The sequence below is a fragment of the Blautia sp. AF19-10LB genome (assembly GCF_003461245.1).
Classification (GTDB): Bacteria; Bacillota; Clostridia; order Lachnospirales; family Lachnospiraceae; genus Blautia_A; species Blautia_A intestinihominis.
Genome location: NZ_QTWS01000064.1, coordinates 1 through 9094 on the forward strand (window position 1 = coordinate 1; position 9094 = coordinate 9094).

Consider the following 9094-nt stretch of genomic DNA (forward strand, 5'->3'; position numbering starts at 1 on the left):
AGACATTCCAGAGTTTGGAAGCCGCATAACACATATGCCCTATAATGTTGGAATATTCCGGACAGATCTTTAACGATGTTCTGTGTGACAGCAGCATTCCTCTCCCCTCCTTCAGACAGCTATGCAGATGGAGTTTTACACTCCACCCTGATTTAATACGATTTGCTCTGATGTTCAATATAACGGCGGATATTTTCTTCAGATACTGATCCGATTGTCTCCACATAATAGGAATGGTTCCACAGCTCTCCCTTCCATAGCTGGTTTCTTATTTCCGGAAAACGTTCGAATAATTTTCTGCCGGTGATCCCCTTCAGATACTTGACAATTGCTGTTATAGACAGCTTTGGTGGAGCTGATACAAAACAATGGACATGGTCACATTCACCACATTCAAATAAATGAACGGCAAAGCCCTTGTCCTCAGCAATCTGCTGCACCAGTTCCTGAAGGTATTCCTCAATATCTGGTGTTAATATCTTCTGCCGGTATTTCACTGACCATACCATATGGTAGTTAATATTACATACACAAGTTCTATAATGTATTAGATTTTCTTTCATACATATAGTATAACATAACAACTGGAAACATACAATAAAAATCGAACATATTTTCGATTAATTGTATGCCGGTTACGGCATTAATATTAAGGAGTTAAGGGATTATTATATTATTTCCATGTGCAGATATGCACAATTCTGCGCTTTCATCTCGGTAATTGAATTGCCGAGGATTCCCGCTTATCATCCTAAACTAATACTTATATTAAAAAAATAATCAGCAGATATGCAAAGAAGAAATATACATACTACCGCCAAAACATACTCTTTACTCATATTGATTCTCTCTTTCCTATATAAATGCGATAAGAATACAGCCCACCAGCACAAACAATACAACCAATACAATAACCTGGACAATTCCGGATAAAAGCATAATTGCCAATCCTAATATGTATAATATTATTTTCGTGCATAACCCACAGCCCACGATAAGACAAAAAGAAGCTGCCAGATAGCAAAGGATTTTATCCAGCTTTACTTTGTTAGAATCCATATGCACCACCGGGGTCTTACTGAATTTATTTGGTCTGTTAAGCATTTCCAAATGAAATGAATAGATGCTTCCATGCAATACATACATGATGCAGGCAAAAAGCAGCAAAGAACAGATGATCCAAATGGAAAAACTTTCAGCTAAGTAAGCTCCAAAATCAATTATTTTGTCAAACATAGTCTTTCCTCCTCCCTCCTCAGGATATAAAATATTATACACTGATAAACGAAAATAACAATATGGAATATGTGCAAAGTATAAAGAAAGAACTGTGGCATTATGTCCAGTTGCTATTGATGTTAAAAGCCACCTACTTATTCAGTGTTTCCTATTCCATTTCCAGGTCTCTCCCATAATATCACCTATTCCTTTCTGAATATTCTCATAAAAATGCTCCTTTGATTTATTTACCATTTTTATAGATGTCAGAATGCCATAGAACTGCTGACCGCCTGGAAAAACAGATGCGTGATATATATAAAATAAAAGCTTGCCGTCTTTTTCAGGAGCCGGATGGGCTCGAATCGTATTTCTGCAGGGACTTCTGCAGGTAATCCAGTAATACTCCTGATACCACGGAGTTGGTTGTTCGGGCGAAGGACAGGCCGATGGTCCGGTGACTTTCTGGTTCAAGAGGACGTACCTCAACTCCATCGGAAAAGGCTCTCATGACCAGATCCTGCGAAACCGTTACCCCAAAGCCATTTTTCACGAACGCCATAATCAGCGTGTCATCCCGGAAGCTGTAAGAAACCTGCGGTTTTTTCGTGCATTTTTCCAGCAGATGCAGAATATCATTATCGCATCCGGGAGTTTCGATAATAAAAGGATATTCCAGCAGTTCTTCCAGTTTTATGCATTTTTTCCGGCAAGAGGATGCCCTTTTGGCATGACTGCACAAAGAGGGTCTTCCAGAAGCGGATAAAATTTCAGGTCAAATGCCACAATAGAAGATAAAAAACCGCAATCCACCTGCCCATGAATGATCCAGTCCCGGATTTCATCATAGTTCCCGTCGAAAATCTGGACTTCCACCTGCGGATAGTTTTTCTGAAAAAAGCGGATCACATCCGGCATCCACATGGCTGTTACGCTTGTAAAACTTCCGATTCGAAGTTTCCCCTCCACTTTATTGTTAATGTTGAAAGCCGCCTGGCGAAGCTTATCTTTCTGATTCACCATTTCCTGAACATACGGAAGCAGACGTTTTCCATTGTCTGTCAGGATCACACCTTTTTTTATCCGGGCAAATAACTGTACACCCAGTTCTTCCTCCAGCCCTGCCATCATCTGACTGATTCCGGACTGCGTATAATTCAATGCTTCTGCCGCTCTGGAAAAGTTTCCAGTCTCACATACTTTCAAAAAAATATCATAACGGTCTCGAATTTCTTTCATTTTTACCTTCTTCATCCTTCGCTGGAATAATATTATTTTTTTTAATACATACCAGTAAAAATATTTGTTTTACTAATATTTTATCATATAGTATCTTATATTTACAACAATCAAAGGGGGAACTATTTACAGTGGAAAAGAAATCCAATCATTTTTCAGGACAGCTTGGTTTTGTCCTTGCCGCAGCCGGCAGTGCTGTAGGAGTGGGAAATTTATGGCGGTTTCCATATCTTGCAGCCAAAGATGGCGGCGGTTTGTTTCTGATCATTTATTTTATTCTTGTGCTTACGTTCGGATTTACCTTGCTTACTTCTGATATCGCTATCGGCCGCCGTACTCAGAAAAGTGCCATCGGTGCTTATACCCAGATGCATCCGAAATGGAAATTCCTGGGAATCCTTACTTTCCTGGTACCCGTTCTTATTATGACTTATTACGCTGTGATCGGTGGCTGGATCACCAAATATGCCGTTGTATATATCACCGGACAGGCACAGGCTGCTGCCACAGATGATTATTTTACATCCTTCATCACCTCTTCCACCTCACCTGTGATTTTTGCCCTGCTCTTTATGGGAGTAACGGCTCTTATTGTATACAATGGTGTGGAAAAAGGAATTGAAAAAGTATCCAAATGGATGATGCCCATCCTGCTGATCCTGGTCGTAATTATCGCTGTCTACTCCCTGACACTCAGGCATACCGATACCTCCGGACAGGTGCATACCGGCTTACAGGGATTTCTTTATTATCTCACACCGGACTTTACAGGACTTACCGTGCCGCGTTTTCTGCAGATTCTGCTGGATGCCATGAGCCAGCTGTTTTTCTCGCTCAGTGTGTCCATGGGAATCATGATCACTTACGGTTCTTACGTCAGGCCAGAGGTAAATTTAAACAAAGCCGTCAACCAGATTGAAATCTTTGATACAGGTGTTGCCTTTCTTGCAGGTGCCATGATCATCCCTTCAGTATACGTATTTTCAGGAACCGAGGGCATGGGTGCAGGTCCAAGCCTGATGTTTGTATCTTTGCCAAAAGTATTTTCTGCTATGGGTAAAGCCGGTATATTTGTGGGAGTCCTGTTTTTCGTAACTGCTATTTTTGCAACCTTGTCTTCCTGTATATCCGTACTGGAATCTATTACTGCAAACTGCATGGAAATCTTCCACACCAGTCGTAAAAAAACAGTTCTTGTTTTATCTGCGATCTACCTGGCAGCCTCCGCTGTTATCGCTTTGGGATACAGCATTTTCTATGTAGAAGTAAATTTACCGAATGGCTCTGTGGGACAGCTTCTGGATATCATGGATTATATCAGTAACAGTGTTATGATGCCGTTCATTGCACTGCTTTCCACCATCCTGATCGGCTGGATCGTAACACCGGATTATGTAATTGATGAGATGGAACGCAATGGCGAAAAATTCCACAGAAAAAAACTCTACTGCGTGATGATCCGTTTTGTCGCTCCGGTTATGATGTTCATCCTGTTCCTGCAGTCTACCGGAATTTTATCGTAATTATAAAACAAAAAATGCATAAAATCAGAGCTGTTCATTTCTGACCTCCTGATTTTATGCATTATTTTTCAAATACTCTTCTCCACCAGCCTGTATCAAAAACGTTCTAAGCGCCTTTCGCGCCAGCGAAACAGTCTTCCGCGTGGCCAGGTGGGGAATACCCTTAAATATTATATTCTTTATACAACTGCTCACGTCTTTTAGAATCTGTTGATGCCAGCAGAATTTCTTCATTTCTCTGATCCTGAATAAGCCGACTGATTAAATTACCTAATCGAGTTTCTCCTCTTGCCTGTCCAATTGCTTCTCCTTCTGCTTTTCCTTCCGCTTTTCCAAGTGCCTTAAGTCTTTCTGATTCCAATTCCAAAACTTTCCCGCCCATAATATCACCTATTCCTTTCCGAACGTTATCTTCCTTTCGAAAAATGTGGTCTGCAATCTTTACAATGAGTTTTGTCAGATCCGTATATAGTTCTGCTTTTCCTGTTTCTGTCAGTTCCTTTTCCAGATTTACTCTGATTTCCTCATATTCGTTTAACAATATTTGAAATAATTCTGGATTTTCACTCAGATCATGTCCCTGTTTCTCATATCTCATGATATAAAATGGCAGCAGCATCAACAGATTTTTTTCGAAAATACTGTCCTTTGTATAGTCTGCCATTTTTATAGTCGGTATCGAGTATACATGCGTCCGCCCATCCGGAAAAATCACATCCGCCTCCAGATTATCCGGTGTATTCTCTGAGCTTCTCAAAAACAGCACGCAGGATTTTGGAAACTCTATCCGATATCTCCGATTTTGTTTCTCAGCATTTCCTATCGCAATCGCAAAATCATACTCTATCATGCGTATCGTCATCGTAGTATCATCTGTACTCTGACATTCGATATGATACATCTTCTTCCCTATCAGCAAACAGGAATCCGTAATGATTTCTCCATCTTCCTGCTGGTGTTCATTACGCAGCTGTGTGATCTTTACATTTTCCGGATAGGATGTGTGAAATACTTCATTGATCAACGGTACTGCCAAATATGGCATCTTTTCAATCATAGTACGAAACACATCATCAAAAATCGTATTATTCATATAACACTCCTTTTGGTATCTACATTATAACATTTTGTCGAGTTCTATTAAACACTTATTTGCTTTTATCTTTGGAATTAGTGGCAGATATTTGCCTGAACGATAACTGATAAGATACTTTAGATCATTGCCTGTTTTTTATACTATACAGTATCTGTCTCCATCTGGCAAGCTTATTTTTACAGAAAGACAGCAACCAGACATGTAATTTTCCTAATTAACTTGTCCTGGAAATCTATTGTTCTCGTTTCATGTATATGAGTTGCACCTTTTTCCAGATTTTTAACCATATTGTGTGCAGAAATGCGCGAAAAAACAATCGTAAAAATTTACGATTGTTTTTTAATCTTTCGAAAACCCCTGAAGAAGATCAAATTCAATATGACATCAGAAATTTTACCATCTTTTCATTTACATATTGGCTTTCCGGGATCTCCGGCAGGGCGGTACTGAATGCATGAGGAAGTTTTTTGTGGGGACCCAGATCTTCCAGATGGCAGATGCCTCCTGACTTCTGTATGGCCCTGGCATATTGTCTGCTGTAATTTCGCAGGGAATCTCCATAAACTGTGATAAGAAAGGACGGCGGCAAGTGTTCGAGAATCGCTTTGTTTTCCGGATTTATGTATAGATAAAAAGAACTTTTCTTCCACCCTTTTCCGTAAATACAGGAAGGAAGAAAAATTCCGATGCTGTCCATTTTTGTCGTGTAATACATCCCGCTCGCCAGGCCCATTGCCCGAATCCCAAGATCTGCTGGCACCACTCCAAAAACATCTGCCAGCTCCGGACTCTGCATCATCGCAGCCAGATATACACACAGGCTTGCCCCCGCACTGGTTCCTGTCAGGTAAATACGTTCTTCATCTCCATTATATTTCTGAAAATACACTCTGGAATTTTTAATTCCTTTCATCAGATCTCGAAGAATCTGTGGAAACAAAGACTCCGGTGCCAGAGGATATTCCAGAGAAAATACAAGAAATCCCTTCTGGCTCATTTCTGCACAGAACAGATGACTTTCCTCTTTTTTCCCAAGAAGGAAACCGCCACCATGAAGGTTAAACATGATCGGAAGCTTTTTATCATGCTTTTTATCATGCTTCTTTCCACGGTAAATATCCATAAAATGACAGGCCATGCCATCCCCCATATAATCAATATCCCGAATCAGCTCCACATCCTCAGGAAACGGATGCTCCGCTTCATGCCTTTCCAGAAAATTATCCAGAAGCTTTTCCTTCTTCGCCGTCTGCTATATTAGCATCCTCTCAAACATAAACAATCCCCTTAGATATTATATGCGTTATACAACTTAAAAAGCCATAGCACTGCTGACTGCTGCTCCACAGGCTGCCTCTTCCTGGTACACAGCCAATGATAAATCTGCCCCAAACATCTCACTGCTGATTTCCTGTAATACTTTGTTTTTTCTCATTCCATTACCAGACGCAACCAGATGAGATACCTGAATTCCCGTCCCCTGATGAATTTGCTGATACATGTCATAAAGCTCTTTTATCATGCCATGCAACACACCATAGGTTATTCCTTCCGGTGTAAAATTGTTTTCGCTGATATTGGTAATACTGCCACGAAGCGTTGGATCTGTTCTTGTTCCGTTAAATAAAGTAGACACTTCCACAGGATTTTCCTGATTCATAGCAGCTCTTGCCAATTTCTTCAAAACTTCATATAATGCCTTATCTTCACCACCAGCCTGTACCACAAAAGTTCTGAAAAACTTCTCCAACACTGCATAAGCACGCCCTCCACAGAGAGATGCCCCTACCAGAATATATTTTCCTCTTGCGAGTGGTCTGGCTTCGATTCCCCCTTCTTCAAATGGCTTATCCGATAATACAGAAATCTGCCCACCCGTTCCCATGTTTAAAAGCAATGTATTTTCCTGAAAACCAACACTTCCCAGAAAGCTTGCCTGATTATCACCCAGTGCCACCGTCACCGGTATTCCATCATAGTATCCCAAGATTTTAAACTCATCTGTAACTTCCGGCAACTGTCCCGGATCCATGCCAAGTTTATGAATTGTATCTATATAAAACATCATTTTTTCACTGTCAAAAAGACCCAAACTTGCTGCATTACTGATATGCACAATTGGTGTTTTTCTGCCTGTGAGCTTCATTCCAAGATAATCACTAATTGTACAGAAGGAAACTGCATTCTTCGGCACCTGATTCTTTTTGCAGTGATACAGGTGTGTAGCAAGTCCATAGCCTGTCGAAATCGAAAAACCTGTCTCTTCTTTTACCAGACAGACAACACTCTTCCCATCAAATTCCGGAAGATTTCCTCGCCCATCCTGCCAAGTATAAAGTGGACTGACACAATTTCCATCCTCATCAATATACAGAATTCCATGCATCTGACCGGTAAGACCAATTGTCCCCACATCTTTATACGCCTTCCGTAATTCTTTCAGCTCCCGCATCGCTTTTTCTACAATTCTATCCGGATTCTGAATGCGTTCCCATTCCTTTTCAGTCCTTATAAATGTCCCATTAGGAACCGTTCTTGATTCCAAAACCGCCTTTTTTTCTGTATCCAGTACAACCAGACTGATCGTTGTTGTACCAATATCAATTCCGATTACTTTCATCCCTGCTCTCCTTGCCTTATGTAGTGTACCAAGTCAGTTAATCACCTCTTTTGACCTGTATTACTTCCTGCTGACTTTGGTTTTATTTGCAGCACCATACGCATTCTTTTCTTCTGCTGCCATCATCACAGGTTCTGATTTTCTTTCATAGTATGAAATAGTGTTATTTCCCGAAAATTCTTCAAAATTCTCCACCTGCTCCATAACCTTATTAAACACTTCTGGACTATACTGTGGCGGGTAACCATTTTTGACTAAGCATATCTTTATTTCCAGTTTTAGCTCATTTCTTACATTCTGATTATTAAGCCAATCTGTAAATGAAGACTTTGTATCAATGATTTCCTTCACTTTCCGTGCAAGAGCTTTACACTTATCATTAATAATAACTCCATCTACTTCTCTATCTGTTCCGTATTCAAAGTTATATTGATCACGCAGAGAAATCAGAATATCATAAAATGCTTTTTCTTCAAATGTTAATCCAATCTTGCGGAAACTTGCTCTATTCTCTTTCATCTGGCGTAGTATAATCAAAGCTTGCTCTGTTGCGATCTTAATAATGTCTTCAGAAGCTTGTTCCTGCGCTTCTCCTGCCTCTTCTGCCGAAAGATGCTTACGCCTTTCGTGATATTCTTCAATCGTCTTCTCAAGCATTTCCTGAAATGTTTTTGCAGCTATCTGATTTACTTTACTATATTCTTTGATCTGTTTACGAAGCATTTTTACAAGAAGTTCCAGCTTGGTCGCCGGCATTTTAACATCAGATAATTTTTCAAAATATTCTGGTGAAAATATATCTTCTTCCTCACCACTTTCAAGAATACTTTCCACCTGATTATATTTCAATGCCTCTTCCACCATCCTGGAAACCGCACGATTCATGGTGTCTGTATCCACATCACCCGTTCCGCTCATTTTGCGAACAAAGCCGGCTATCGCCATAAAACACTGAGCAAGTGCAGATTCTTCTTCGCCAAGTTCACCCGATGGCTGACAGATGTCAAACGCTGCTCTCATACGTTTCACTGTCTTCAAAAAGTATGTTTTAAATGAAACTGTCTGAGAAGCACCCTTTCCTTCAAAATGTAATTCCTGTATTGAAGCAAAAACATATTCCGCTGCCTTTGTAAGAAGTCTGTAGCGTTCAATCGGATCACATTCTGCATCAATAAACGGAGTTAAATCATAACTTACAAACATATTTTTTAATATTTCAAGTTCTTCTCTGAATACTGATGTAGCCTGTTCAACATCGTCAGACGTAGGTGCAACAGAAGTATTTCCACCATAAACTTTCATTGCTTCAGATATAGAGATCTTTATGCGTCATACTAACTTAACTTGTTGTGCTAGATAAAATAAAATATAAAGAAACTTCAACAAAATGTGCTATCT

Annotated in this window: 7 protein-coding genes and 1 pseudogene; 1 reads left to right on the plus strand and 7 read right to left on the minus strand. The window is 40.0% G+C overall.

The window, feature by feature from the left end; translation table 11 throughout:
• Positions 1 to 152: 152 nt before the first annotated feature.
• The 3 genes and pseudogenes from tnpA to DWX28_RS20865 form a co-directional block, all read right to left on the minus strand.
• Positions 153 to 563 (minus strand): IS200/IS605 family transposase, encoded by a 411-nt coding sequence (tnpA, locus tag DWX28_RS18495; RefSeq protein ID WP_202029957.1) that lies wholly within the window; start codon positions 561 to 563, stop codon positions 153 to 155.
• 292 nt (positions 564 to 855) lie between these two features.
• Complete coding sequence (locus tag DWX28_RS18500; protein ID WP_118254567.1) at positions 856 to 1236, minus strand: hypothetical protein; 381 nt, start codon at positions 1234 to 1236, stop codon at positions 856 to 858.
• 325 nt (positions 1237 to 1561) lie between these two features.
• Positions 1562 to 2472 (minus strand): annotated as a pseudogene (locus tag DWX28_RS20865) (LysR family transcriptional regulator).
• Positions 2473 to 2588: 116 nt separating this feature from the next.
• Between DWX28_RS20865 and DWX28_RS18510 the strand changes: the two are divergent.
• Positions 2589 to 3980 carry a sodium-dependent transporter gene (locus DWX28_RS18510; protein WP_118254569.1) on the plus strand — a complete coding sequence of 464 codons (1392 nt, stop codon included), beginning with the start codon at positions 2589 to 2591 and terminating at the stop codon, positions 3978 to 3980.
• 163 nt (positions 3981 to 4143) lie between these two features.
• On the opposite strand, the gene DWX28_RS18515 is transcribed toward DWX28_RS18510, so the two are convergent.
• The 4 genes from DWX28_RS18515 to DWX28_RS18530 all read right to left on the minus strand — a co-directional run bounded on the left by DWX28_RS18515 (position 4144) and on the right by DWX28_RS18530 (position 8998).
• Complete coding sequence (locus DWX28_RS18515) at positions 4144 to 5073, minus strand: hypothetical protein (protein WP_118254572.1); 930 nt, start codon at positions 5071 to 5073, stop codon at positions 4144 to 4146.
• A 376-nt stretch (positions 5074 to 5449) separates the two neighbouring features.
• Entirely contained in the window at positions 5450 to 6214 is a 765-nt protein-coding gene (locus DWX28_RS18520) for an alpha/beta hydrolase (RefSeq protein ID WP_158565344.1), read from the minus strand.
• A gap of 174 nt (positions 6215 to 6388) precedes the next feature.
• Positions 6389 to 7696 (minus strand): sedoheptulokinase, encoded by a 1308-nt coding sequence (locus DWX28_RS18525; RefSeq protein ID WP_118254577.1) that lies wholly within the window; start codon positions 7694 to 7696, stop codon positions 6389 to 6391.
• Positions 7697 to 7756: 60 nt separating this feature from the next.
• On the minus strand, positions 7757 to 8998 hold the full coding sequence (locus DWX28_RS18530; RefSeq protein ID WP_243002500.1) for a DUF3387 domain-containing protein: 1242 nt from the start codon (positions 8996 to 8998) through the stop codon (positions 7757 to 7759).
• Positions 8999 to 9094 lie beyond the last annotated feature (96 nt).